This window comes from Nitratireductor aestuarii (assembly GCF_014641695.1).
Taxonomy (GTDB): domain Bacteria; phylum Pseudomonadota; class Alphaproteobacteria; order Rhizobiales; family Rhizobiaceae; genus Chelativorans; species Chelativorans aestuarii.
In genome coordinates this window covers 272,175-294,947 of record NZ_BMIF01000002.1, presented here as the reverse complement: position 1 = coordinate 294,947, position 22,773 = coordinate 272,175, and the positions used below count along the sequence as shown (strand labels likewise).

Below are 22,773 nucleotides of genomic sequence, written 5' to 3'. Positions count from 1 at the left end.
AATTAGCATAGAGCGACTAGAATTCACTAAATTTTGCAATGAGAGACAATAGGAGAGCTGGATCGAGGGGTTTCTGCAGGAATTCGGTGGCTCCGCAGCGCAACGCCTGCTCCCTGGTGCTTTCCTGTCCATCGGCTGAAAGGACAAGGATCGGCACCCGTCGGCCGGATTGCGCCTGCTCCTGCGCCCGGATGCGCTCTATCACTTCCAAGCCGCTCATATCGGGCAGGTTCAGGTCAACGATCATCAGATCATGCACGGACGTGAACATACCAAAGGCTTCGAGCGCGCCTGTACCGTTTGTGACTGTTGTCACTGAACAGCCCGCATTGCGCAGCGCCTTCTCCGTCAACAGTGCGTTGATCTTGTTGTCCTCTGCAAGGAGCACGTTCAGCTGATGGCCGGTGGCGAGCGTGCGGAGCGCTGTCCTGTCGACCGTCGGCTGCATCGGGCTCGTCGGCAGATCGCCGCTCAGCAGGCGGATAACGGTCCGCCCCCGCGGCGGCCTGGCGATAAAGGCGTCATAACCGTTTGCGCGCAGCCTCGGCAGCCTGGCCCGATCCGTTGGCGAAATCAGCGTAAGCGCGCGTCTCACCTTCAGGCCACTGGAACTGAGCCGCCTCAGCATCTGCTCACCCTGGGCCTCGAGCGAGGCGTCCGCGACGAGCACATCGAATTCACGGCGCCCCTCCTGCAGCATGGCCTCGGCAGCGGCCTCGCTTTCGAGTATCCGCGCGGCTCCACCACGAGCCTCAACGAACATGGCAAGCGCCCGCGCCTCGATGTTCCGGGGCGACAGGATCGCAACCCTGAGCCCGTCGAAGGTGCCCGGTATTTCATTGGAGGGCTCGGCATCCGAAATCGGCAGCTGCACAGTAAAGATCGCACCCTGCCCCGGCGCTGTGGCGACGCTCACCTGTCCGCCCATGGCGACGACGAGCCGACGGGTAATGGCAAGGCCGAGGCCCGTTCCGTCTTCCGGCCGCTTGCTGCGGTCTTCCGACTGCTCGAATTCGCGGAACAGGCGCGACACGGTGCTCTGGTCCATCCCCGGACCAGTATCTTCCACTGTGAAGACGATCTCGTCCGCCTTGTGGCACCCTGCGGTGACCAGTACCCCGCCCTCGTCGGTCATCTTGATCGCATTGCCGACCAGGTTGAGCAGGATCTGTCGAAGCCGCCCTGGATCCACCATGAAGGTGTCGGGCACTTCGGGCGAGATATGCGCCCCGATGCCGAGGTCTTTTTCGAATGCGTTGACCGCCAGCAGCTCCACCACACCTTCGATCAGTTCGCGGATGTTGACGCGTTGCGGCTCCAGGAGCAGCCGTCCGGCCTCGATCCGCGAAAAATCCAGAAGCTCGTTCACCAGCTTGATCAGCGACTCGGCCGACGTGTTGATCGCCTGGATATAGGTCTGCTGCTCGGGCGTCAGCGGCGTGAACGAGAGCAGCCCCGCCATGCCGATCACACCGCTCATCGGCGTGCGGATCTCGTGGCTGACGGTGGCGAGCAGCCGCGACTTTTCGAGGCTCGCCTGTTCGGCCCGCTCCCGTGCCTGTATCAGTGCGGCCTCGCGCTCCCTTACGGCGGTAATATCGCGCGCCACGGCGAAATGGCGGATCAACCCGTCGTCACCGGTATGATTGACATCGGACCAGATGAACCAGCGCAGGCCCTGCGCGGTGTGAACAACGCTTTCCGTGCGGTTTCCATTGCGGTGAAGAGTGGAGGGAGGCGGAATATCGATCCCGAGTTCCGGCAGGACTTTGCCGATCAGCTCGGAAGCCTCGCACTCCATCAGGGTACATAGCTGCTGATTGCACCAAAGGATGCGGCCCTCGTCGTCATACTCTATGACGACGTCGGCAAGCGTCTCCAGCATCGCCCGAACGCCGGTACCGCGCGGTTTGATTGCCGCGGTTTGCTGATTGAGTTGCGCTTCCCACCCATGGTTCATGGTGGGAACAATAGAGCATTTAAGCCCGAAGGGGAATCAATGCCCTTGCAATCCTTGGCTGTACCGACCGGAGGTCAGCGCATAGCTGCAGATCTTACTCCGACATCTGGCCCGCCTTCTTCGCTCTCCGCCAGCTCAAGAACTCTTCCAGAACCACGAGCCCTGCGCCAACGGTGATGAAGGCGTCCGCGAGATTGAAGATCGCAAACGACCAGACCGGCGTATGGAAGTAAACGTAATCAACCACGTAGCCGCGAACGAAGCGGTCAATGAGATTGCCGACGGCGCCACCGATGATAAGCGCGAAGCCAATTCTTGCATAAAGCTGCGAAGGCTCCGTCCGCACCGCCAGGATGGAGATGAAGATCACAATGACGATTGCAATGACGCCTAGCCACATTCCGTCCATTCCGGACAGGAAAGAGAAGGCAATGCCGGTGTTCTGCGCATGGAGAAGCGCAAGGAACGGCAGGATGTCGATCTTGCTGTAGAGCGGCATGCTCGCTTCGACCCAGATCTTGATGAGCTGGTCGAGGATGATCGAGGCGGCGACAATCAGGGCCAGAAGCGCAATGCCGTTCCGTTTCATCAGCCGATCTCTCCAGTGATCGGGAAGGCGCTGCGGCGGATTTCATAGAGCATCACGCCGGTGGCCACCGCCAGATTGAGCGAATCGGCCTGCCCCGCCTGCGGGATGCGCACGAGCTTGTCGCAGGCTTCGGCGAGACTGTCCGGCAAACCCTTCTGCTCGTTGCCCATCATCAGCAGGACAGGGCCCGTGGAATAGTCGACGGTGCGATAGTCGACCGAGCCCTTCAGATGCGTGCCCACCACAAGGCCGCCGAAGTTCTTGCGCCAGCTGAGGAAAGCCTCCTCATCGGCGCGGTAGAGCGGCACGGCGAAGAGCGAACCCATCGTCGCGCGTACCGTTTCGAGCGAGAACGGATCGGTGCAATCGCCAATCAGGATGACGCCCTTGGCGCCAACCGCATCGATAGTCCGGATGATGGTGCCGAGATTGCCCGGATCGCGAACGCGATCGAGTGCAACATAAACGTCACCGGCAGCAGGCCGGATCTCCTTCAGCGGCCGATAACGCTGTTCGAAGACGCCGGCGACCATCTGCGGGTTGTCCTTGCGGGTAATCGCCGAGAGCACCTTTTCGCTCACCTCGAGCACCGTACCGCCGGCGGCTACTGTTCGCGCTGCAGCCTTCTCGACGACCGCATTGCCGCGCCCGGACTTCGCAAAGATGAAAAACTTAATGGTCCAGCCGGCTTCCAGCGCGTCCAGCACCAGCTTTAGCCCCTCGGCCAGAAAGGCATTCTCGCGCTCGCGAAACTTCTTCAGCGCCAGCGCCTTGATGTCCTTCACCAGCGGATTGGAAAGACTGGTGACTTCCTTCACCCGTCCCGGCGCCAGCTTGTTGTGTATCTCGGTCATTCAGCTACCCACCGCGAAAAGAGTGACGTTGAAAGCGCCCTGCCCGCTGCCTGCTCGCGGATCACCAGCTCGCCCGATTCGACGGCGCCGCCCATGCCCGCAAAGCTGTCGCGCACCAGCGTATGGATGGCAAAGAAGGATGCGCGGATCGAATAGGCGGTCAGCACCACGGCGAGCGGCTTGTCGGAAAGGATCGACCGGCACACATCCACCATCGCCGGCAGGTGTTCGAAGAGCTGCCAGACCTCACCCTTTGGTCCGCGTCCGTAGGCCGGGGGATCGAGCAGGATGATGTCGTAGGTGCTGCCGCGGCGAAGCTCACGCTCGGCGAACTTCATCGCATCTTCGCAGATCCAGCGGATCGGCTTGTCCGTCAGCCGCGCGATCTCCTGGTTCTCGCGCGCCCAGCCGATTGCCTTCTTGGAGGCGTCCACATGGGTAACCTGCGCACCGGCTTTCGCCGCAACGAGCGATGCCAGCCCAGTGTAGCCGAATAGGTTAAGCACCTTTACCGGTCGCTTTTCCTTTTCAATGAGCGAACGCATGAAAGACCAATGCGTCGCCTGCTCCGGAAACACCCCGACGTGGCGGAACGAAGTGAACCGGCCGTAATAGTCCACGTCCTTGTGGCGCATCGGCCAGGTCTCTCCGAGCGGCGTCTTCGGGAACCGCCAGCGGCCCATGCCTTCCTCATCCGTATCGCCGGTGAAGATCGCATCCGCCTTGCGCCATTCCGCCTCGCCCAGTGCCGGACGCCAGATTGCCTGACCTTCCGGCCGCACGATGCGATACGGCCCGTATTGCTCGAGCTTCTGTCCGTCGCCGGAATCGATCAGCGTGTAATTGTCCGAAGGCAGCACTTCCAGCACCACTGGCAGCCGCTCTGCAGGCAAAGCGCCCGTCCGCCTCGGGATTGGCTCCCGCGCAGGCGCCGCATTGGGAGCTCGATCCTCGCGATTTTGATTGTTTTGACGGGTTCTTTCTCGCGGATGCTTCAACGGGGGCTCCGAGCTATTGCAGGCGCAGCCTCATCAACTGAGGCGCAGCAAACGGTGATCTTTCGGCAGAGTGAGTGCGCCTGTTGTGCCTGGGAGATCGCAAGGGCGCTTGCTCTCAACTGTTTCGGCCTTCTGCCACAGCGGCCCCCATCGCGCAATGACAAGTCAGCCAAGAGAGGCTCTCGGCTAGGAGCGGACGAGCGCACCTGTTGTCTGCGCCCGCGCTTCGCTGTCGGAACGCGCCCGTTCGGCTGCCTGCGATTGCTTGGCCAGACGGCGGTACCGGGACTGGCGGAACCATGTGATGGTGCTTCCGATGATTACGCCGATCATGACGCAGACCAGCAGGTAGACGAACAGCGGCAGCTGCACGCTGAGCGCGGGATTACCCGGGTTGAACGGATCCAGCGTGAACAGAACCGCGCCACGGTTCGCCACCGCCAGCGCGATCAGGATGATGGCCAGCGGCACCAGGATGAGGACGAGTATGAGGCGGTTCAACATGGAAATATCTGCTTTGGCTCAAACATTACGCTTCAATGTTCAGCCGCTCGCGCAGTTCCTTTCCGGTCTTGAAGAACGGGACCCACTTCTCTTCCACCTCGACGGACTCACCGGTGCGGGGATTACGGCCGACGCGCGCCGGGCGGTTCTTCACCGAGAATGCCCCGAAACCTCTGAGCTCGACGCGGTTCCCTTCCGCCAGTGCATCGGCGATCTCGTCGAAGATCGCGTTAACGATGTTCTCGACGTCCCGCAGGAACAAATGCGGGTTGCGGTTCGCGATGATCTGCACGAGTTCGGATTTGATCATGGTTCGGTTCCGCTGATTGTGAATGTGTTTGAAAGTGCTATTAGCCGGAAATTACAGGCTTTTTCAATAACCCCGCAAGTTGCTTTCAGGTTGCCAGAGCGACAGGAGGCCGTCAAGGAACATGCGGTCGCCGCCAACGCGCTTCAGGAATGCTTCGATCTCGACACCCGAGAAGCCCTTCATCCACGGCAAGGCGGCTTTCGCGAAAATGAAAGAGTCGTCGGCGCCGCGCGGCTTCCATTCAACAATCTCGAGATCAGCAGAAACGCCCTTTTCCACCAGCTGCGCCTTGGCCTCATCCACCCCGCCCAGCCCGTCGATGAGCTTGCGCTGCAGCGCCTGACGTCCGGTGAAAATCGCGCCATCGGCAAGCGTGCGGATCTCGTCGCGCGACAGCGGACGGCGCTCCTCCACGAGGTCGATGAACCACTCGTAGCTGTCAGAGACCATTGACTGGATCATCTGCCGCTCCGCGTCGGTCGTGGGGTTGAAGGGCGATGGCTCGGCCTTGAGTGGGGCAGACTTGATCTCGTCCACCTGCACGCCGATCTTCTCCATCAGTCCGCTGACATTCGGCACCTGCACGATCACGCCGATGGAACCAACGATTGACGAATGCCGGGCGACGATGAAATCGGCTGCACTTGCGACCATATAGCCTGCGGAAGCCGCCAGTGTTCCCACCTGCGCAACGACCGGCTTTGCCTCGGCAAGCTTGCGGACGGCGTTGAACAGCGCCTCGCCACCAACGGTTGTCCCCCCGGGGGAATCGACGGTTAGAATGACGCCCTTGACGCGCTCCGCCTTGCTGACCTCTTCAATCGTGTCGAGGAGATCTTCATCTTCCGTGATGGTCCCTTCGATCTTGATCCTTGCAATGTGATCCGACCCAACCCCGATCGTCGTCGAGAACCGGGCGATGCCGATGATAGCCACAGCCGCAATAACTAAAGCAACCACCCGCCAGAAGGTTAACTTGCGCCGGAGACGACGGCGATCGATCATTTCGTCAACTCTGGACGGCATGAAGCACCTCTGCAGGAACTATAAAGGGTTGTTTTTTAGACGATCGAATGCATATGAGCTAGCGACAAACCGTAAGATCGGGTTCGGTTCCGGACCTATTATGATAGTTCATGCTAGATTCACCAAAAAATAGCCAAATCGTATTGTAATGGGATATTCAGTGCAAAGCGATTTCAGATCAGGCTGGCTATTCTGGTGGTGTGGCATAAGACCCTGCCCGCTCGATAGGCTGTTTCAGCGGTTCGGATCAAAGTCTACGACGGGATGACCATGGGTGAAGCAGTGATGTCCGACTTCCAGGAGAGCACCACTTTTCGGCGCAACGAAAGGGGCGCCGAGGCGTTTGCTCGCGCTGCGCGTCACTCCCGCAACGTTCGCCTGTTCAAGATCGTGCTGCCGCTGGCGGCTGTCCTCATGCTCGTTGCGTTCTTCGGGTATAGCTATCTGCCAGCGCTGCGTGGTGCGGACGGTAATGTAACTGTTATAGATACCGCAGTCGAAAGCGGCGAACTGGTGATGTCCAATCCCACGCTGGAAGGGTTCACCGGCACCAACCAGCCCTATTCGGTTACCGCGCGAAAGGCCCGCCAGCCCGTGGGCGAACCCCTCGGCGCATTCTCCCTGGAAGAGATCTCTGCCACCATTCCATTTGGCGACAAGGACAATGCGAAAATAGTTGCGGGCGGCGGGAATCTCGACCGCCAGAGCAACCGGCTTGTCCTCGATCAGAAAATCGAGATTGAGACCTCGAACGGCATAAAGGCGAAGCTGGAATCAGCAGAAGTTGATCTCTCGACCAAGACCGTCGAGTCCAAGAAACCGGTGACGATCGAACTGAGCGGGATGCGCATCGAGGCTCAGAAATTTGAGACTGCCGATGGCGGAGAAAAGCTGATATTTGACGGTGGAGTTCACATTCAGGTCCAACCATCAGAGGTCAAGAGAGGGGCACCCGATGTTCAGAAAGCAGCGGATGAGTAGGCTGTTGCAGATAACTTGTTCTGCCATGCTGATAGCTGCGGTACCCTTGGCGGCCACGGCGCAGCAAAGGGCGCGGGAAAGCCTGAACTTTCAGAGCGACAAGCCTCTGGAGATCCAGGGCGATCGCCTTGAAGTCTTGGAAGAGGGCCGTGTCAACGTGCTGACAGGCAATGTGTCGGTGGTCCAGGGTCCCAACCTGCTCCGCTCGGCCAAGATGACCGTTTATTTCGCCAGCGGAAGCAATCCTCGGGAATCCACCACCGGCAACAACATCGAGCGGATCGAGGTTGAAGGCGGCGTCTATGTGAAGTCCGAGAAGCAGGTCGCGACCGGTGACCGCGGTACCTACAACATGAACACCGAGGTTCTGGAGCTCTCCGGCAAGGAGGTCGTCCTGACCGAGGGCGAGAACGTGATTGTCGGCTGCAAGCTGGTTATCCGCGGACGCAATGGCCAGGCCACACTGGAAAGCTGCAAGAACAACGCGACGGGCGGCCGCGTGAAGATGCTCATCACACCTCCGGACCGAAATGCTCAATAAACCCGCCAGGAAGCGCAAGCTTCAAAAGGAAAACTCCGCCGGACCGAACCTTGATGAACTTGAGCGCTACAAGGGCACGCTGATCGCGCGTGGCCTTACCAAGGCGTACAAGGGACGGCAGGTGGTCAATGGCGTTTCGCTTGGTGTGCGGGCCGGCGAGGCTGTGGGCTTGCTGGGGCCCAACGGCGCCGGCAAGACCACGTGCTTCTACATGGTCACCGGCCTCGTACCCGTGGATCAGGGCAACATCCACATCGACGGCTACGATGTGACCTCCATGCCCATGTATCGCCGTGCGCGTCTCGGCATCGGATACCTGCCGCAGGAATCGTCGATTTTTCGCGGTCTTTCCGTGGAGAACAACATCCGCGCGATCCTCGAAGTGGTCGAGAAGAGCCGCAAGGAGCGCGAGAAGATGCTCGACTCGTTGCTTGAGGAATTCCACATCAGCCACCTGCGAAAGGCGCCAGCCATCTCGCTTTCGGGTGGTGAGCGTCGCCGCCTCGAAATCGCCCGCGCCCTAGCGAGCAAACCCAACTTCATGCTCCTGGATGAGCCCTTCGCGGGGATCGACCCCATCGCAGTGACCGACATCCAGCAGCTTGTGAAGCATCTGACGTCCCGCGGAATCGGCGTCCTCATCACCGATCACAACGTTCGTGAAACCCTGGGTCTCATTGACCGGGCCTATATCATTCATGCGGGCCAGGTTCTGACGCACGGCAAGCCGGAGGACATCGTCGGTAATCCGGATGTACGCCGGCTCTACCTCGGCGAAGCTTTCGCCTTGTAACACGTTACCGACTGCAAAAAATTTAGGCTCCTCCTGCCCAATTTCTTGACAAGCAAGTCCTAGGCCAGTTTTATCCAGCCGCAGTCACATTTGGCTGCGTCGAGGATGAAAGGCGAGAGATGGCGCTAAAGCCGGCATTCGGGTTGCAGCAGACCCAGTCACTCGTCATGACTCCGCAGCTGTTGCAGTCGATCAAGCTGCTGCAGTTCAACAACGTTGAGCTCGACCAGTACATTTCCTCGGAGATCGAACGCAATCCGCTGCTGACCCGCGACGACGGGCCGGCGCCTGAGAGCAACGTGATCGAGCTCCGCCCCCGCAACGATGCCGAGGCAATGTCTGAACGCCTCGACACGTCGCTGGAGAATCTCTTTCCCGATGATCCCGGTCGGCGTGATCCGATCAGTCCCGACCTTTCCGCGCAGTGGCGTTCCGCCAGCGGTGCCGGTCCGTCCACGTCCAGCGACGGTGACTGGAATCCGGAAGCCTTCGTGGCGACGCCGCAGACCCTTCGGGATGTGCTGCAGGAACAGATCCTGCTCATCTTCAAGGAGCCAGCCGAACGCTTCCTCGCCCTGCACCTGGCCGATTCGCTTGAGGATTCAGGCTATCTGACCGACTTTGATGAGCTCCCCGCGCGTACAGGCGCTTCCAGGGCCGAGCTGGAAAAGGTGCTTTTTAAGCTGCAGCAGAACATCGAGCCGGCAGGCTTGTTTGCCCGCAACCTCTCCGAATGCCTGGCGATCCAGCTTCGCGCCAAGGGGCGGCTCGATCCGGCCATGCAGGCGCTGCTGCAGAACCTTGACCTGCTCGCCCGCCGCGACTTTGCCTCACTCCGCAAGATCTGCGGCGTCGACGAAAGTGATCTCGTCGACATGCTGTCGGAAATCCGCATGCTGGATCCTAAGCCCGGCACCGCGTTTCTTTCAGAGGGCTCCGAACCGATCACACCCGATGTAATTGTTTCGGCAGCGCCCGATGGCACCTGGCGCGTGGAGCTTAATGAAGAGGCGGTTCCGCGGGTGCTGGTCGATCAGTCCTACTGCGCCAAGGTTTCGGCTAAGTCGGGCAAGCAGGACCAGACCTTCATTTCCGAATGCCTGCAGAACGCCAACTGGCTCGTCCGGGCGCTGGACCAGCGGTCCAAGTCCATACTGAAGGTGGCAAGCGAAATTGTGCGTCAGCAGGATGCATTCCTCGTCCATGGCGTGAACCACCTTCGGCCGCTGAAGCTGAAGACCATCGCCGATCTCGTCGGCATGCATGAATCCACCGTTAGCCGCATCACGGCCAACAAGTTCATGATGACCCCGCGCGGCGTGTTCGAGATGCGCTATTTCTTCACCGCTGCAATCGCTGCCGCCGATGGTGGCGACGCCCATTCCGCTGAAGCGGTGAGAAACCGCATCCGGCAGCTGATCGACCAGGAAACGGCGGAAAATGTCCTCTCGGACGATGCTCTGGTCGATATCCTCAAGGAGGAAGGCGTCGATATCGCCCGCCGTACGGTGGCTAAATATCGCGAAGCCATGTCGATCCCTTCTTCGGTGCAGCGGCGCCGCGAAAAACGCGCCCGAATCGCCCAGAAATAGGCCATTTCCGCCATCGGATTGACATTACGGGGGGAACCGACTAGAAGCCCGCGCTCAAGACCAGAAGGCTGGACGGGATTTTTTGATCCGCGAAACGAAACAGGACAAGCACGTTCCAGGCAGTTTGACATTTGGTGGCTGCCTAACCTTGTAAGCGCCGCCTACAAGTATAAACTCTCCTAGATCGCTAACCGGCCAAAAGGTCCATAACTATGACTCTCCGCATTTCTGGTAAGCACATGGATGTCGGCGATGCCTTCCGCACGCGCATCGAGAGCAAGATTGGCGACGCAGTAACCAAGTATTTCGATGGCGGCTATAATGGTCATGTTAACATGATCAAGGGAGCCGGCGGCTTCAGTGCCGATTGCATGGTTCGCCTCGACAGCGGCACTGAACTTCAGGCCACCGGCCAGGCTCAGGAGCCCCAGCTTGCATTTGACATCGCTTCCGAAAGGCTTGAGAAGCGGCTGCGCCGCTATAATCGCAGATTGAAGTCGCGCAGCTATCCAACTTCCGGGAATGGCTTGGTCGATGGCATGGACATGTCGTATCGTGTCATGACAGGCCTGGATGAGGATGAAGAGAACGAGGATGAAGGACATGCACCGGCAGTTGTTGCCGAGCTGCGCATCCCCCTCAAAACTATGGCGGTTGCTACAGCGGTGATGGTGCTGGACCTGAAGGACGATCCTGTCCTCGTCTTCCGCAACGCGAGCAATAACGAAATTAATGTTGTCTATCGCCGCGCGGATGGAAATATCGGTTGGATTGATCCATCTTCGAGCTCCACTCAATAGGCAGTAGCCATGAACAGCAAAGCCATTCCGCTGAGCAGAGGATACGAAATATGGACCTGAGTGATCTGATCGAGGTTTCGGCAATCATGCCGGCCTTGAAGGCTAACTCAAAGAAGCAGCTCCTGCAGCTCCTGGCTGAAAGGGCTGCGGCGATAACCGGCCTTCCGGAGCGTGAGGTCTTCGACACGATTCTCCAGCGCGAACGGCTCGGCTCGACTGGTGTGGGCAATGGCATTGCCATCCCGCACGGCAAGCTGCCGGGGATCAAGCAGATCACTGGTGTCTTCGCCCGCCTCGAGTCCCCTGTTGATTTCGACTCACTTGATGATCAGCCGGTGGATCTGGTGTTCCTGCTGCTCGCGCCGGAAGGCGCGGGTGCGGACCACTTGAAGGCGCTGTCCCGCATTGCCCGCGTGCTGCGCGACAACGAGACGACGGCGAAGATCCGCGGAACGCGCGATGCCACAGCCATCCACGCCTTTCTGGCGGAAGCCCCTGCTGCAAACGTCGGCTGAGACCTTTGGGCTATGGCCCGATCAAGACTGCTGAAAAATCAAACGGAGCGGCCACTGACCGCTCCGTTCTGCTGAATCCCGATGAAATTTGCCAACCGGCTTTGCGCTCGGATAGCACTCCGATGAGCTAGTGAAGGCTTACCGGTTTCAGATCGTTCTGAAACGCGCCTGCCAAGGCCGCCTCCGGTCCGTCTGCAAGCAGGATCGGCTGACCATTCGCGCCGAACAGCGCCCACAGCTTGGTGCCTGCCTCGAGTTCCGGCATTCCGGGGAATTTGCCCCGCAGATCAGCGACATCCATCTCGCGCACATACGCGATCGCACCTTCACCAAGTGCTGCCAGCTGCTGCTGAGTAACCGTAATCCTGTGTCCGTTGTCTACCATATCAGCCTCCTGAAGGCGGGCGTCCATTTGGACCAACCCACACTAGAGCTATTCGTTCCGTTCTGGAACATGCAGGTTCGCCAAACCCTGTCAGTCTCGCACCGAAATATTGATCTTCTGTACAAGGCGCTCCGGCTCTGGCCGGTCCAGATCGATGGAGAGCAGACCGTTGCGTAGTTCTGCCCCAAGCACCCGCATGCCGTCTGCCAGCATGAACACGCGCTGGAACTGTCGCGAAGCGATGCCGCGATGCAGGAACTCGCGTTCCGTGTCGTCGCTCTGGCGTCCGCGGACGATCAGCTGGTTCTCCTCGGTCGAGACATCGAGATCAGACTCCGAAAAGCCTGCCACTGCCAGCGTGATCCGAAGGAGTGCGCCCCGGTTATCACCGTTGCTGCGAACGCGTTCGATGTTATACGGCGGGTAGCTATCCCCGGACTTGGCAACCCTTTCCAGGGTTTTCTCCATGGTCTCGAACCCGAGTAGCAGCGGGTTCGAAAAGGGCGTCATACGCGTCATCTGTTCTTGTCCTCATTGAGCGACGTAGAAGCAAAGACCCATCAGGCGAATTTGCCCTCCTGATATGGTTTATCGCGAAACGAAGTTCAAGATGAGCGATGAGCTATGCCGGCATCAGCTTCCAGTGACCGCTTGAGGCGGGCCAGTCACTCAGGCTTGCCAAGCTGTGCGGCTTCCCAGCCTAGGATGGCGCGCTTGCGCGTCAGCCCCCAATGGTAGCCTGTGAGCGCCCCCGACTTGCCCAGTGCGCGATGACAGGGAACCACAAAGGCGATCGGGTTTGCGCCGACCGCCGCGCCAACCGCTCGCGAAGCCTTCGGCGTGCAAACTTCGGCCGCGATGTCGGAATAGGTCCGCGCCTTTCCCATGGGGATCTTCAGCAGCACTTCCCAGACCTTAACCTGGAAATCCGTGCCTATCAGCACCACGCGCATCGGCTCGGGATCGTTCCACCGCGCCGGATTGAAGATGCGCTGGGCATAGGTTTCGGTCGCCTGCATATCCTCCACATAGGTCGCATTCGGCCAGCGCGAGGACATGTCCTGGAATGCCTGCCGTTCCTCGCCCGCATCGGCAAACGCGAGGCCGGCCAGCCCGCGATCCGTCGCCATGATCAGCGCGCTCCCGAACGGGGACGAATGGAACCCGTAGCGGATGGTGAGCCCCTTGCCCCGCAGCTTGTATTCGCCGGGCGAAATGGCTTCATGAGTGATGAACAGGTCGTGCAGCCGCCCCGGCCCTGAAAGTCCGAGCTCAAGCGAAGCCTCCAGCAGCGGCATCCCGTCATCCAGCAGCCGCCGCGCGTGATCGAGCGTGACCGCCTGCAGGAATGCCTTCGGCGACAGCCCCGCCCAGCGGGTGAACAGCTTCTGCAGGCCCGTCGGCGTCTCTCCCAGCTCGTCTGCGAGCTGCTCCAACGTCGGCTGCTGACGATAGTCGAGGCTGATCTTTTCAATGATCAGGCGAACCAGCTCGTAGTCACCGCCGGAAGGCGTTACATCCCGTTCGAGGACAGCATTGTCAGTTCGCATGGCAAATTCTCCTTGGCCCCGACTATGCGCGACACGAGCAGCCGTCACCACCCGTTTCTTGCACGCAGTAAATTAGGCGCGCTTGGCGGTGGCGAGTGCCTGCCCGAAGGCTGAGGCAAAGCTCTCCCGGTCGTCAGGATTGAGAAACGAGCCGATTGAGATGCGCATTCCCCGCGCTTCAATGCTCATGTCGGTGATCATGTTCTCCGGTCCGCGCCGGACCGTGAAGCGCGTCCAGAACGGATTGACGCTGTGCTCTTCCACTCGGCCAGAGGGTGGCACCTTGCGGATGTTGAGGCTCGTTCGCGACAGCGCGATCTCCTCGCGAACATTGGCGGCGCGGTAGTTGATACGAAAGGCCAGATAGAGTGCGGCCACATCGAGCCCGAAGAAACCGATGATCGGCCAGGCGCCCATGCTGTAGAAGACCATGACCACAAACACCCATGCAGCCACCATCGAGCCCATCAGGACGTAAAATCCCGTGCGTCCGAGGGAACGGTATGGGACAAGAAGCGCCTTGAAGAAAGGCGTATCGGCGGCATTCTCTTGCAGCATGGTTCGAATTATAGAGCGTTTATGGAAAAGCCCAAACCCAGATCCCGATCCAAGTCCAACAGTGCTCCCACCACCCCCCGGACGTCAAGCGCGACCGCTGCGCGCAGCCGCAAGCGTGCATTGACGGCTTACAGCCTGGATGAGCGGATGGAGATGTTCCGCCGCTTCGAGGTGCAGCGTCCGGAGCCTACCGGCGAGCTGGAGCACGTCAACGTCTTCACACTGCTGGTGGCGGTGGTGCTCTCCGCGCAGGCGACCGACGCGGGCGTGAACAAGGCAACCCGCGCTCTGTTCCAGATTGCCGACACGCCGCAGAAGATGCTGGCGCTCGGCGAGGAAAAGGTCGGCGAATACATCCGCACGATCGGGCTCTGGCGCAACAAGGCCAAGAACGTGATCCTGCTCTCGGAAGCCCTGATCCGGGATCACGGCGGCGAGGTCCCGGGTGACCGCGATGCGTTGACGAAGCTTCCGGGCGTTGGCCGCAAGACCGCAAACGTGGTGCTGAACATGTTCTTCCGTCAGCCGACCATGGCGGTGGACACACACATCTTCCGCATCGCCAACCGCATCCTTCTTGCCCCCGGCAAGAACGTGGATGAAGTCGAGGAAGCGCTGCTGAAGGTGGTGCCGGAGCAATACCTGCTCCACGCCCACCACTGGCTGATCCTGCATGGTCGCTACGTATGCAAGGCGCGCAAGCCCGAGTGCGAACGCTGCGTCATCGCCGACATCTGCAAGGCTCCCGAGAAGACCAACGACATCCCCGCCCCGCTCGTCCGCTGGGAGGAGACCGGTTTGCTCCCTGCGAAGTAGCTGCGATTCATGAGAGGCGCTGGTCGCCTCCCAGCATCACGGTGAGCTCGCTAAGCTTGACGAAGGGTGATCAGGAACCAGGTGAGCCTCGGTGTCATCTGGACCCTGATGCTTCGAGAGGCGCAACATGAGAGACGCTCATTGATCCTGCACCGGTAAGGAGCGTCGGCAGCGGCTCCATGGCCGCACTTGCCCGCAACACCACCAATCTGCCGATCAGCCGTTACCGCTCTTTGTCCTGCTCGGTGAATGCCGCGAATGCCTCTTCGATGGTATGGAACCCACCAGACTTCGGATCAGGCTCAAGGCTTACAGTCGCGATGCCCTCAATGTGGTGAACCTCTACGAAGTGCGACACCGGTTGGTCCATCGACATTGTCCGACGAGGTGGTGGTGTGTGCTGAGTTGCGCGTTGGGCCTTTTTGACCGGCGCCGGCTTGATGGATTCGAAGACCTTCAGCAAATTCTTCTGCTTACGTTCCTCGATCTCGGCGAGGAGGCTCACCCGCTGCCTTTCGATATCGTCCAGAGCAGCGAAATCCGCCTCTGTGACGGGCGACAGGCGTCGGCGTGTGAAATAGACAGCAGCTACTGCGCTAAGCATGAGCGCTATCTCGACTGCTACAAGCGCCCCTGATGCTGAAACTTCCATCTCAATCACCCTTCCGATTGGCCATCCCTATGCTCGTGGGCCGCGCTCACCCCGTACTCCACAAGGAAATATAGGCAGAAGACGACAATTCCGCCACCCAGAGCAATGAGGATCGGGGCAACGATGTCTTCCTTCCTGGCGCTGAGAAATATCCCCAGCACCGGACCAAGAACAGCGCCCGCAAATATGGCTCCGGCGATGGCCGTCCAGTAGTTCGCCCAGACTTTGGCCCTCTCTTGTTTTTGCTGGATTGCCATCTCCCTCTTGCGGCGTTCGACCTCCAGCTCAACAAGGCGGTCTTCCGGGCTTTTCTCTCCTTGCTTGCTCATTCAGCATCCCCTCAGATATATGCTACCCTGAAGGGAAATCTGGTGCAATATATGTCTTTAAAATTGCAATGGCGCGCCTGCCGCCTCAAGCGCTTCCGATCAGCATGCCCGTCGCAAACACCAGTGCGCCGCCGAGCACCACCTGGAAGGTCGCGCGGCTCCAGGGTGTTTCCATGTAGCGGTTCTGGATGAAGGCGATCGCCCAAAGCTCGATGAACACCACCACGAAGGCAGTGATCGTCGCCGTCCAGAAATGCGGGATGAGGTATGGTAACGCGTGCCCAAGGCCGCCCAGCGCCGTCATGATGCCGGTCGTGAGACCACGCTTGATGGGTGAGCCACGGCCGGAGATCACGCCATCGTCCGAGGCGACTTCGGTGAAGCCCATTGAAATGCCTGCACCCAGAGATGCTGCAAGCCCCACCAGGAACGTCTGCCAGGTGTCGCCCGTTGCAAACGCAGCGGCGAAGATCGGCGCCAGCGTCGAAACCGAACCGTCCATGAGGCCGGCGAGCCCCGGCTGCACATAGGTCAGGATGAACTGCCGTCGCTCGGTGCCCGTTTCTTCCTCTTTGGCCTCCGCAGAAAGATGCTTTTGCTCGAGCTCTCCCGCAAGCTTCTCATGCCCCTGCTCAGCGGCTGCGAGATCGCCCAGAAGCTTGCGCGTCGCAGCGTCCTCGGTCCGCTTTGCGGCTTCCGTATAGAAGCGGAAGGACTCCTCTTCCATGGACTTGACCTGCGCGCGGACGTGCTCGACGCCCAGCGGACGCACCAGCCAGTCCGGCTTTCGGCTGTAGTAGCCGCGCACATGCTCGCGCCGGATAAGCGGGATGCGCTCGCCAAATCGCTTGCGATGCAACTCGATCAGCGCCGCCCTGTGACCATCCTCCTCGACGGCCATTTCCTCGAACACTGCCGCAGAATGCGGAAAGTCCGGCGCCAGCGCTTCCGCATAGGCACGGTAGATGCGCGCGTCATCCTCTTCGGAGGAGATCGCCAACCCGAGGATCTCCTGCTCGGACAGGGAAGAGAAGGATCGTCTGTTACCCCCGGCGAAACGGCCAAACATGATGAATATCCACTTGTTTAGAATTATTCTAAATTAAGGATTATGATGGCCCAGGTCAAGCGCGTCAGCGGGCCCTCAGCATCCATTGAGCGTTGGAATAACGCCCTCGGAGACATCATAGCTCGACATTTTTGTTGCTCAATCGTGCTTGGCGGGTATGAGTCGCGTCGTTCCATCGCTAATGTCTAGCGAACGCGTTATTCTTACGGAGACTTCCAATGCAGGGCGTGACCGTCGTCGACCATCCGCTTGTCCAGCACAAGCTCAGCATTATGCGCGACAAGCACACCTCCACGGCAAGCTTCCGCCGCCTGCTGCGCGAAATTTCGCTCTTGCTCTGCTACGAAGTCACCCGAGACCTCGAGATGACGACGCGCACCATCGAGACACCGATGGTGGAGATGGAAGCGCCGGTTCTGGAAGGCAAGAAGCTGGTTTTTGCCTCCGTCCTACGCGCCGGCAACGGCCTGCTGGATGGCATGCTGGACCTGGTCCCAGCCGCCCGCGTCGCCCACGTCGGTCTCTACCGCGACCACGAAACGCTCGAAGCGGTCGAATATTTCTTCAAGGCCCCGAGCGACCTGGAAAACCGTCTGGTGATTGTCGTTGATCCGATGCTCGCCACGGCCAACTCTGCAGTTGCGGCAGTCCAGAAGCTCAAGGATCGTGGCGCGACCAACCTGCGCTTTGTCTGCCTGCTGGCAGCCCCGGAAGGCATCCAGCATTTCACCAGCGAACATCCCGACGTGCCGGTCTTCACCGCATCGATTGACGAGAGGCTGAACGAGAAGGGCTACATCATCCCTGGTCTCGGCGACGCCGGCGACCGGATGTACGGCACCAAGTAAGCGGCTTCAGTTGGGAGCAGCAGGCGCGGAGCCCTGATGCACCGTGCCCGCTATCGGGCCCGGTCCGCGAACCTTGGCCGTCACGTCATGGAATTCATAGAGGTTGTTGTCGAAGGGGAAGGCATAGATCCGGTCTTCCAGACGCGGCAGCCGCGTTCCGAAATAGGTGTTGAACAGCACCCGGTAGGTGTTCACCGGCGTAATGTCCTGCCAAAGGCCGCTATAATCCTTTCCCGGGAAATAGTAGGCGTTCAGGATCCCCGTCTTGATACGAAGCTCGTCTGCTGACGCGTTCTGCCACGGAATCTTGCCGTCCCGCTTCGGGGACGGACCTTCGTCCGCCTGGATGATGATGACGGCAGGCCTGCGCCCCGGCTTCTTCAGCTCGGTCACCACGTCGCGGATGATCTGGTTCGCGTACTGGATCTGGTCCAGATAACCCTTCGCCTGACCGCGCTTTGAGGCCTGCTGCAGACTGAGGCACTCGCCGGTCGTGGTGAAATTTTCGGGTCCATGCGGAATGAGGATATGTGAGAAGACATAGAGCGGTTCCGCCGTCTCCTCGCCGATCTTCTTGATCTCTTCCAGCTGCGGCCGAATGCGCTGGCACTGTCCGTTGTCCCAGTCGAGCCGCATCGTCAGCTGCGTATCCGGCAACACATGGAAGATCGGCTTCAGCATCGTGTTCCGCCAGTAAAGCATGGCGAATTCGCTGAACCCGTGCGGCCGGTTTTCATCAGCAAGCGAGCTGCGGAACGTACCGGCCCACCACGATCCGAACTGCACGTAACGATAGCCGCGTGATTTCAGGAAGCGGCCCGCGCGGTGATCGCCCAGGATCTTGAAGATGGGCCGCCAGTTGCGGCCCTTCACGCGAGGGTCGTTCTCCAGCGTGTGGAGATAGTCCATATTGAAGGTGGAAGAGACCGAATGTCCCGTCTTCTGGTAATTGGAGTTGCTCCCACGCGCCAGATAGAAGCCCTGCTGCTCCAGGAAATACCCGATCTCACTGTTGTCCAGATCAAAGTACTGACTCAGCACCTCTTCCGAAGCATAGCGGTCGAAGATGAAGTGATAGATGTCCGGCGGCTGATCCGGGCTCGCCGCCTGGCTCAGGTAGGGCTCAAGTTCGGCCAGCGCAGCTTTCGCATCATAGCTGTCGAGCGCACCCCAGTTGTTCCACTGAAACTCGGCAACCTTACCCAGCGGCACCACCAGGAACACCACGGCGATGATGTTGAGCGCACCATTCGCCTTGGGCGCAAAGCGCCTCAGCCTGTAGGCGAGAACAGTGATGGCGGCGAGGATCAACACCGCGATCGGCAGCGTCCGCACCATGGAAAAACCGCCGTCGATCCAGCGGTTAAGGTCGCCAAAAAGATTGGAGTAGTAGAGAACCCCAACCACCCAGATGGTCGCAAGCACCGCTGCAATGGAATCGAACCTGCGCCGGAACAGCACCGCCAGCAGATAGAGTGTCAGCGCGATCGCCAGCGCCACCAGCAGAGACGGCAGCACGTCCCGCATGCCGGAGTAGTTCAGGTTGTTACCCATCAGGGTGAAAACGGCAGCGGCAGCAAAGAAGAAGGGATGCAACGGCCATGAGCCGTCCCAAAGATCCTTCTGGGTTCGCCTGTTGCGTGTGATGCGTCCTTGCGCACCTTCGTCCGATGACGACCGTTCCACCGACATGGGCTCAACTCACCTGTTCAATCGCAGCTCCCTTGGGGATCTATGACTATGTGGTTCTGCAACAGGGCCTAAACACCCAATGTTACCCCCAGTTCCCTGAACGTAGGATAGCCGGAGGGATCGGAAAACGGACGCGTCACGATTCCAGCTGCTCCCTGCACCGCTAATCCGCGATCAAGTATACTTCGCCAAAATTCGGTAGCCGCACACCAACAATGGACGCGATCCGGCGCAATAAGAAAATAACTGGCTGATTCTCCTTGCTTTTGGCGTTCTGCGGGCGACCAGTCCTGCACTTTCCGCTTGTTCCGACCGGGCAAGATTGCTCATTGACAGAGCCGTTCCATCAGTGTGAATGTATACTTGGATGAGGTGAGGCTCTCTGGAGGGAAGCGTCAGCCGGATCGCGAAGGAGGCGTTCCAAAGCTTCAGGGGAAGAGCCCGTCACAAGATAAGAGCAGTTCATGCAACCGTCGCCAGATTGGCAGACGGCGCAGACGGTAATGCAGTCATGCCGTGAACTGCAGCCAGGACATTAAGGAGGAAACTATGGCTGGAAAAAACCTCGAACAGAAAATGCAGGAGGCGGGCAACACCGTCAAAATGCTCCGCAACTCCAAAATTGGCGCCTATGTCTATCCGGTGGTGCCGTCGGAGTTCACCAACTGGCGTGACGAACAGGCAGCCTGGCGCAATTCTGCCGTGCTCTTTGATCAGTCGCATCACATGGCGGAGATCATGCTGGAAGGCCCGGATGCCATCAAGCTTCTCGCGCGCACCGGCATCAACACCGTCGAGAACTTCCCGGTCAACCGCGCCAAGCAGTTCGTCCCCGTCAGCTATAGCGGCCATGTCATCGGCGACGGCATCCTGTTCCGCCTGGAAGAAGAGCAGTACCTCTTCGTTGGCCGCGCGCCGACCGTGAACTGGCTGCAGTTCCACGCCGAAACCGGCGGTTACCAGAACCTGCGCATCGATCGTGATGACCGCTCGCCCTCGCGCCCGATGGGCAAGCCGGTTGTGCGCCGCCGCTATCGCTACCAGATCCAGGGTCCGAACGCATGGGCTATCCTGGAGAAGCTGAACGGCGGCCCGCTGCCGGAGATCAAGTTCTTCAACATGGGCGAGATCAAGATCGCCGGACGCACCGTCCGCTCGCTGCGTCACGGCATGTCCGGCGCACCGGGCCTTGAAATCTGGGGACCCTACGAGGAAGGCGAAGAGATCCGCAGCGCGATCCTTGAGGCTGGCGAAGAATTCGGCATCGTTCCGGTGGGCTCCCGCGCCTACGCGACGAACACGCTGGAATCCGGCTGGATCCCCTCCCCGCTTCCGGCCGTCTACACCGACCCGGAGATGAAGGCCTATCGCGAATGGCTTGGCGCTGACAGCTACGAGGCAACCGGCTCCATCGGCGGCAGCTTCGTCTCCGACAAGATCGAAGACTACTACGTCACGCCATATGAAATCGGCTACGGCACCTTCGTGAAGTTCGACCACGACTTCATCGGCCGCGAGGCGCTTGAGAAGATCGCGGACAAGCCGCATCGCCGCAAGGTGACGCTCGCCTGGAACGCGGACGACGTGGCCAAGGTGTTCCGCTCCATGCTTGAACCGGGCATCGAGAACTACAAGTACATCGACCTGCCGCTGTCGAACTACGCGTCGGCAAACTACGACGCTGTCGTGAAGGACGGCAAGGTTGTCGGCCTGTCGATGTTCTCGGGCTACAGCTTCAACGAACGCTCGATGCTATCGCTTGCGACAGTCGACCCGGACATCCAGATCGGCGACGTTCTGACGCTCGTGTGGGGTGAGCCGGAGCCGAACGGCGGCTCGGAGAAGACGACGGTCGAGCGTCACAAGCAGCTCGAGATCCGCGTCAAGGTCTCGCCGGTGCCTTACTCTCGCGACGCCCGGGAAAACTACGCCGACAGCTGGCGCACGAAGCAGTCGGTCTAACCCGACCGATTACAGATTGAAAATGGCGGGGTTCTTCCCGCCATTTTTCTTTGGTGATGATCAGCGGATATCGAACCGGACTGGCACCACGATGGTTCGATCGACCCCCGGCGGTGGGGGTGGAACAGGCGAAGCACGCCGCACCATTGCCACCACTTCTTCATCGAACTCGGGAACCCCCGAGGACCCGGCGAGCGCGACAGACTGAACATTGCCGCTGTCATCGATGGTGAACCGAACCTGCGCGGTACCTTCAAGCCGCTTGCGTTTTGCTGAGGCTGGATAACGCTTGCGCCGTTCAAGATGAGCCAGCAGCCGCGATTGCCACCTTTGCGGCGACATGCTCGAAGCCCCTCGATTAGACTGCGGAGCGGCTGCGCGCGGCGCTTCCTGCTGCGCCTGTATTTTTGCGGCCCTGGCTTCACGCGAGGGAGCGGGAGCCTGCTGCTTCACCTGCTTCACCTGCTTCACAACCTGCTTGGGCTTCTCTGGCTCACGTGGCTTTTCGGCAACCTTGGGCTTCGGTGTTGGTCGTGGGGTCGGAAGCGGCACCTCCGCGACATCGGGAAGCTCCACGTCCGGCTCAACCGGTTCGGCCGTTTCCACTTCCGGGGCGGGTTCCGGCACGACCTCTTCGGGTTCGACCGGCTCCTCGATTTCCGCCACCTCCGGCTCAACTGTCTCGACCGGTTCTGCTGTCTCGACCGGCTCTGCCTCTTCCGGGACCGGCGTCTCCTCGGCAGCAGCGGAATCAACCGTATCGGCGGAAACCTCTTCCTCATCGGACGCTGGCGCCATCGGCACGGGAGCGAGGTCGATCATGATCGCAACGGGTGCACCGAGATCGACGGCAGGAGCAGGCGGCTGCTGCATGATCCACCAGGCGGCACTCGCGTGGGCAGCCACGGCCAGCGCAGCCGCGCTCGACCAGAGGAGAAGCTGGCCGAGCGAAACCTTGGCCACATGCTTTGACCAGGCTATGTCAGGCCTTCCGCTCATGGAGCTGCAGCACCCGAAGCAGCAGGCAAAGGACCTTCAAGCCCGACAAGTGCGATCTTGAGATATCCGGCCACACGCAGCTGGTTCATGACATTCATGAGGTCGCCGTAGGAAACCGCCTGGTCCGCCCTGAGGAAGACCCGCGTTTCCTTGTCGCCCTTCGTGACGCGGTCGAGAACGCTGCCAAGCTCCGCCTGAGCGACCCTGTCGTTGCCAACCGCGACGCCGAGATCCTTGTCCACGGTAACATAGAGCGGCTCATCGGGACGCGGCTGCGGTGTTGCTGCAGACCTCGGCAGATCCACGTTGATATCGACCGTCGCGAGCGGCGCAGCCACCATGAAGATGATGAGCAGCACCAGCATTACGTCGATGAAAGGCGTGACGTTGATCTCGTGGTTTTCAACGAGATCGTCATCTTCCGTGTTGGAGTTGATCCCACCAGCCATG

General features: G+C 60.0%; 26 protein-coding genes. 9 read left to right on the top strand and 17 right to left on the bottom strand.

Annotated features, from left to right (window positions below; translation table 11 throughout):
- Positions 1–16: 16 nt before the first annotated feature.
- From IEX27_RS05075 to sppA, 7 genes are all read right to left on the bottom strand, one after another.
- Positions 17–1,885 (bottom strand): ATP-binding protein, encoded by a 1,869-nt coding sequence (locus tag IEX27_RS05075; protein WP_188719852.1) that lies wholly within the window; start codon positions 1,883–1,885, stop codon positions 17–19.
- A 169-nt stretch (positions 1,886–2,054) separates the two neighbouring features.
- Positions 2,055–2,549 (bottom strand): signal peptidase II, encoded by a 495-nt coding sequence (gene lspA / locus IEX27_RS05070; protein WP_188719851.1) that lies wholly within the window; start codon positions 2,547–2,549, stop codon positions 2,055–2,057.
- Entirely contained in the window at positions 2,549–3,403 is an 855-nt protein-coding gene (locus tag IEX27_RS05065; protein WP_188719850.1) for a TrmH family RNA methyltransferase, read from the bottom strand. Before IEX27_RS05065 ends, lspA begins: the two co-directional genes overlap by 1 nt.
- A complete protein-coding gene (locus IEX27_RS05060; protein WP_188719849.1) occupies positions 3,400–4,401 on the bottom strand; it encodes an RsmD family RNA methyltransferase in 1,002 nt (333 codons plus the stop codon). The genes IEX27_RS05065 and IEX27_RS05060 overlap by 4 nt, the downstream gene beginning before the upstream one ends.
- Positions 4,402–4,587: 186 nt before the next feature.
- Positions 4,588–4,905: a LapA family protein gene (locus IEX27_RS05055; RefSeq protein WP_188719848.1), complete on the bottom strand. Its 318-nt coding sequence runs from the start codon at positions 4,903–4,905 to the stop codon at positions 4,588–4,590.
- Positions 4,906–4,930: 25 nt separating this feature from the next.
- Positions 4,931–5,239: an integration host factor subunit beta gene (locus IEX27_RS05050; RefSeq protein WP_280516463.1), complete on the bottom strand. Its 309-nt coding sequence runs from the start codon at positions 5,237–5,239 to the stop codon at positions 4,931–4,933.
- Between the two features lie 39 nt (positions 5,240–5,278).
- Positions 5,279–6,241 carry a signal peptide peptidase SppA gene (gene sppA / locus IEX27_RS05045; RefSeq protein ID WP_188719846.1) on the bottom strand — a complete coding sequence of 321 codons (963 nt, stop codon included), beginning with the start codon at positions 6,239–6,241 and terminating at the stop codon, positions 5,279–5,281.
- Positions 6,242–6,511: 270 nt separating this feature from the next.
- Here sppA and lptC point away from each other — a divergent pair, with 270 nt between their 5' ends.
- The 6 genes from lptC (at position 6,512) to ptsN (ending at position 11,463) form a co-directional block, all read left to right on the top strand.
- Positions 6,512–7,222 carry an LPS export ABC transporter periplasmic protein LptC gene (lptC, locus tag IEX27_RS05040; protein WP_188719845.1) on the top strand — a complete coding sequence of 237 codons (711 nt, stop codon included), beginning with the start codon at positions 6,512–6,514 and terminating at the stop codon, positions 7,220–7,222.
- Positions 7,215–7,763 carry an LptA/OstA family protein gene (locus IEX27_RS05035; protein ID WP_244630219.1) on the top strand — a complete coding sequence of 183 codons (549 nt, stop codon included), beginning with the start codon at positions 7,215–7,217 and terminating at the stop codon, positions 7,761–7,763. The genes lptC and IEX27_RS05035 overlap by 8 nt, the downstream gene beginning before the upstream one ends.
- Positions 7,753–8,556, top strand: a complete 804-nt coding sequence (gene lptB / locus IEX27_RS05030) for an LPS export ABC transporter ATP-binding protein (protein WP_188719843.1) — start codon at positions 7,753–7,755, stop codon at positions 8,554–8,556. Before IEX27_RS05035 ends, lptB begins: the two co-directional genes overlap by 11 nt.
- A 119-nt stretch (positions 8,557–8,675) precedes the next feature.
- A complete protein-coding gene (gene rpoN / locus IEX27_RS05025; protein WP_188719842.1) occupies positions 8,676–10,148 on the top strand; it encodes an RNA polymerase factor sigma-54 in 1,473 nt (490 codons plus the stop codon).
- A gap of 212 nt (positions 10,149–10,360) precedes the next feature.
- On the top strand, positions 10,361–10,948 hold the full coding sequence (gene hpf, locus IEX27_RS05020; RefSeq protein ID WP_188719841.1) for a ribosome hibernation-promoting factor, HPF/YfiA family: 588 nt from the start codon (positions 10,361–10,363) through the stop codon (positions 10,946–10,948).
- A 50-nt stretch (positions 10,949–10,998) separates the two neighbouring features.
- Positions 10,999–11,463: a PTS IIA-like nitrogen regulatory protein PtsN gene (gene ptsN / locus IEX27_RS05015; RefSeq protein WP_188719840.1), complete on the top strand. Its 465-nt coding sequence runs from the start codon at positions 10,999–11,001 to the stop codon at positions 11,461–11,463.
- 127 nt (positions 11,464–11,590) lie between these two features.
- Here the strand turns inward: ptsN and IEX27_RS05010 are convergent, their stop codons facing one another.
- The 4 genes from IEX27_RS05010 to IEX27_RS04995 form a co-directional block, all read right to left on the bottom strand.
- Positions 11,591–11,848 (bottom strand): BQ00720 family protein, encoded by a 258-nt coding sequence (locus IEX27_RS05010; protein WP_188719839.1) that lies wholly within the window; start codon positions 11,846–11,848, stop codon positions 11,591–11,593.
- Positions 11,849–11,938: 90 nt separating this feature from the next.
- Entirely contained in the window at positions 11,939–12,367 is a 429-nt protein-coding gene (locus tag IEX27_RS05005; RefSeq protein WP_188719838.1) for an Hsp20 family protein, read from the bottom strand.
- Positions 12,368–12,513: 146 nt separating this feature from the next.
- A complete protein-coding gene (locus tag IEX27_RS05000) occupies positions 12,514–13,398 on the bottom strand; it encodes a methylated-DNA--[protein]-cysteine S-methyltransferase (protein ID WP_188719837.1) in 885 nt (294 codons plus the stop codon).
- Between the two features lie 72 nt (positions 13,399–13,470).
- Positions 13,471–13,956 (bottom strand): DUF2244 domain-containing protein, encoded by a 486-nt coding sequence (locus IEX27_RS04995; protein WP_188719836.1) that lies wholly within the window; start codon positions 13,954–13,956, stop codon positions 13,471–13,473.
- A gap of 21 nt (positions 13,957–13,977) precedes the next feature.
- Here IEX27_RS04995 and nth point away from each other — a divergent pair, with 21 nt between their 5' ends.
- Positions 13,978–14,772 carry an endonuclease III gene (nth, locus tag IEX27_RS04990; RefSeq protein ID WP_188719835.1) on the top strand — a complete coding sequence of 265 codons (795 nt, stop codon included), beginning with the start codon at positions 13,978–13,980 and terminating at the stop codon, positions 14,770–14,772.
- A 223-nt stretch (positions 14,773–14,995) separates the two neighbouring features.
- Here the strand turns inward: nth and IEX27_RS04985 are convergent, their stop codons facing one another.
- The 3 genes from IEX27_RS04985 to mbfA all read right to left on the bottom strand — a co-directional run bounded on the left by IEX27_RS04985 (position 14,996) and on the right by mbfA (position 16,822).
- A complete protein-coding gene (locus IEX27_RS04985) occupies positions 14,996–15,424 on the bottom strand; it encodes a hypothetical protein (RefSeq protein ID WP_188719834.1) in 429 nt (142 codons plus the stop codon).
- Positions 15,425–15,429: 5 nt separating this feature from the next.
- Positions 15,430–15,753, bottom strand: a complete 324-nt coding sequence (locus IEX27_RS04980) for a hypothetical protein (protein WP_188719833.1) — start codon at positions 15,751–15,753, stop codon at positions 15,430–15,432.
- Positions 15,754–15,838: 85 nt separating this feature from the next.
- A complete protein-coding gene (mbfA, locus tag IEX27_RS04975; RefSeq protein ID WP_188719832.1) occupies positions 15,839–16,822 on the bottom strand; it encodes an iron exporter MbfA in 984 nt (327 codons plus the stop codon).
- Positions 16,823–17,040: 218 nt separating this feature from the next.
- On the opposite strand from mbfA, the gene upp reads away from it, so the two are divergent.
- Positions 17,041–17,670, top strand: a complete 630-nt coding sequence (upp, locus tag IEX27_RS04970; protein WP_188719831.1) for a uracil phosphoribosyltransferase — start codon at positions 17,041–17,043, stop codon at positions 17,668–17,670.
- Positions 17,671–17,676: 6 nt separating this feature from the next.
- Here upp and IEX27_RS04965 read toward each other — a convergent pair whose 3' ends face one another.
- A complete protein-coding gene (locus IEX27_RS04965; RefSeq protein WP_188719830.1) occupies positions 17,677–19,362 on the bottom strand; it encodes a sulfatase-like hydrolase/transferase in 1,686 nt (561 codons plus the stop codon).
- A 549-nt stretch (positions 19,363–19,911) separates the two neighbouring features.
- Between IEX27_RS04965 and ligM the strand changes: the two genes are divergently transcribed.
- Complete coding sequence (gene ligM, locus IEX27_RS04960) at positions 19,912–21,324, top strand: vanillate/3-O-methylgallate O-demethylase (protein WP_188719829.1); 1,413 nt, start codon at positions 19,912–19,914, stop codon at positions 21,322–21,324.
- A 60-nt stretch (positions 21,325–21,384) separates the two neighbouring features.
- Here the strand turns inward: ligM and IEX27_RS04955 are convergent, their stop codons facing one another.
- Together IEX27_RS04955 and exbD are read right to left on the bottom strand one after the other, a co-directional pair.
- Complete coding sequence (locus tag IEX27_RS04955) at positions 21,385–22,323, bottom strand: energy transducer TonB (RefSeq protein ID WP_188719828.1); 939 nt, start codon at positions 22,321–22,323, stop codon at positions 21,385–21,387.
- Positions 22,320–22,772, bottom strand: coding sequence for a TonB system transport protein ExbD (exbD, locus tag IEX27_RS04950; protein WP_188719827.1), 453 nt, complete (start codon positions 22,770–22,772; stop codon positions 22,320–22,322). The genes IEX27_RS04955 and exbD overlap by 4 nt, the downstream gene beginning before the upstream one ends.
- Between the last annotated feature and the right edge of the window lies 1 nt (position 22,773).

What these genes read in the sequence shown, in the direction of transcription:
- IEX27_RS04955 (WP_188719828.1), bottom strand. Translation starts at nt 22,323, where the DNA reads ATGAGCGGAAGGCCTGACATAGCCTGGTCAAAGCATGTGGCCAAGGTT.
- mbfA (WP_188719832.1), bottom strand. Translation starts at nt 16,822, where the DNA reads ATGTTTGGCCGTTTCGCCGGGGGTAACAGACGATCCTTCTCTTCCCTG.
- IEX27_RS05035 (WP_244630219.1), top strand. Translation starts at nt 7,215, where the DNA reads ATGAGTAGGCTGTTGCAGATAACTTGTTCTGCCATGCTGATAGCTGCG.
- ligM (WP_188719829.1), top strand. Translation starts at nt 19,912, where the DNA reads ATGGCTGGAAAAAACCTCGAACAGAAAATGCAGGAGGCGGGCAACACC.
- upp (WP_188719831.1), top strand. Translation starts at nt 17,041, where the DNA reads ATGCAGGGCGTGACCGTCGTCGACCATCCGCTTGTCCAGCACAAGCTC.
- IEX27_RS05075 (WP_188719852.1), bottom strand. Translation starts at nt 1,885, where the DNA reads ATGCTGGAGACGCTTGCCGACGTCGTCATAGAGTATGACGACGAGGGC.
- hpf (WP_188719841.1), top strand. Translation starts at nt 10,361, where the DNA reads ATGACTCTCCGCATTTCTGGTAAGCACATGGATGTCGGCGATGCCTTC.
- IEX27_RS05065 (WP_188719850.1), bottom strand. Translation starts at nt 3,403, where the DNA reads ATGACCGAGATACACAACAAGCTGGCGCCGGGACGGGTGAAGGAAGTC.
- IEX27_RS05000 (WP_188719837.1), bottom strand. Translation starts at nt 13,398, where the DNA reads ATGCGAACTGACAATGCTGTCCTCGAACGGGATGTAACGCCTTCCGGC.
- lptC (WP_188719845.1), top strand. Translation starts at nt 6,512, where the DNA reads ATGGGTGAAGCAGTGATGTCCGACTTCCAGGAGAGCACCACTTTTCGG.
- lptB (WP_188719843.1), top strand. Translation starts at nt 7,753, where the DNA reads ATGCTCAATAAACCCGCCAGGAAGCGCAAGCTTCAAAAGGAAAACTCC.
- IEX27_RS05055 (WP_188719848.1), bottom strand. Translation starts at nt 4,905, where the DNA reads ATGTTGAACCGCCTCATACTCGTCCTCATCCTGGTGCCGCTGGCCATC.
- IEX27_RS05005 (WP_188719838.1), bottom strand. Translation starts at nt 12,367, where the DNA reads ATGACGCGTATGACGCCCTTTTCGAACCCGCTGCTACTCGGGTTCGAG.
- IEX27_RS04995 (WP_188719836.1), bottom strand. Translation starts at nt 13,956, where the DNA reads ATGCTGCAAGAGAATGCCGCCGATACGCCTTTCTTCAAGGCGCTTCTT.
- sppA (WP_188719846.1), bottom strand. Translation starts at nt 6,241, where the DNA reads ATGCCGTCCAGAGTTGACGAAATGATCGATCGCCGTCGTCTCCGGCGC.
- IEX27_RS04985 (WP_188719834.1), bottom strand. Translation starts at nt 15,424, where the DNA reads ATGGAAGTTTCAGCATCAGGGGCGCTTGTAGCAGTCGAGATAGCGCTC.
- IEX27_RS05010 (WP_188719839.1), bottom strand. Translation starts at nt 11,848, where the DNA reads ATGGTAGACAACGGACACAGGATTACGGTTACTCAGCAGCAGCTGGCA.
- lspA (WP_188719851.1), bottom strand. Translation starts at nt 2,549, where the DNA reads ATGAAACGGAACGGCATTGCGCTTCTGGCCCTGATTGTCGCCGCCTCG.
- nth (WP_188719835.1), top strand. Translation starts at nt 13,978, where the DNA reads ATGGAAAAGCCCAAACCCAGATCCCGATCCAAGTCCAACAGTGCTCCC.
- IEX27_RS04965 (WP_188719830.1), bottom strand. Translation starts at nt 19,362, where the DNA reads ATGTCGGTGGAACGGTCGTCATCGGACGAAGGTGCGCAAGGACGCATC.
- exbD (WP_188719827.1), bottom strand. Translation starts at nt 22,772, where the DNA reads ATGGCTGGTGGGATCAACTCCAACACGGAAGATGACGATCTCGTTGAA.
- rpoN (WP_188719842.1), top strand. Translation starts at nt 8,676, where the DNA reads ATGGCGCTAAAGCCGGCATTCGGGTTGCAGCAGACCCAGTCACTCGTC.
- IEX27_RS04980 (WP_188719833.1), bottom strand. Translation starts at nt 15,753, where the DNA reads ATGAGCAAGCAAGGAGAGAAAAGCCCGGAAGACCGCCTTGTTGAGCTG.
- ptsN (WP_188719840.1), top strand. Translation starts at nt 10,999, where the DNA reads ATGGACCTGAGTGATCTGATCGAGGTTTCGGCAATCATGCCGGCCTTG.